1 protein-coding gene is annotated in these 255 nt (G+C 32.9%); it reads left to right on the top strand.

All coding sequences use genetic code 11. The features are described 5' to 3' along the window. A partial coding sequence (locus ACYQ2O_RS13470; RefSeq protein WP_459796858.1) for a reverse transcriptase domain-containing protein occupies positions 1–255 on the top strand: 255 nt, incomplete at both ends.

Raw genomic sequence — 255 nt, 5'->3', positions numbered from 1 at the left:
TTATTTCGATACAATTAATCATCAAAAATTACGAAATTATCTGGAATACTATATACAAGACAAAATCGTTCTAAAATTAATTTGGAACTTCCTCAAATCGGGTATTTTAGACCAAGACTTTTATGTTGAAACAGATATGGGGACACCACAAGGTGGTCCATTATCTCCTCTATTAGCCAATGTTTATCTCCATCATTTAGATAGAGAACTGGAAAGAAGAAAACATAAATTTGCTCGTTATGCCGACGACTTCGT

Source organism: Alkalibacterium sp. m-11 (assembly GCF_054658155.1).
Note: the sequence above shows the minus strand (reverse complement) of the source record. Positions and strands in the feature narration are given on the sequence as shown.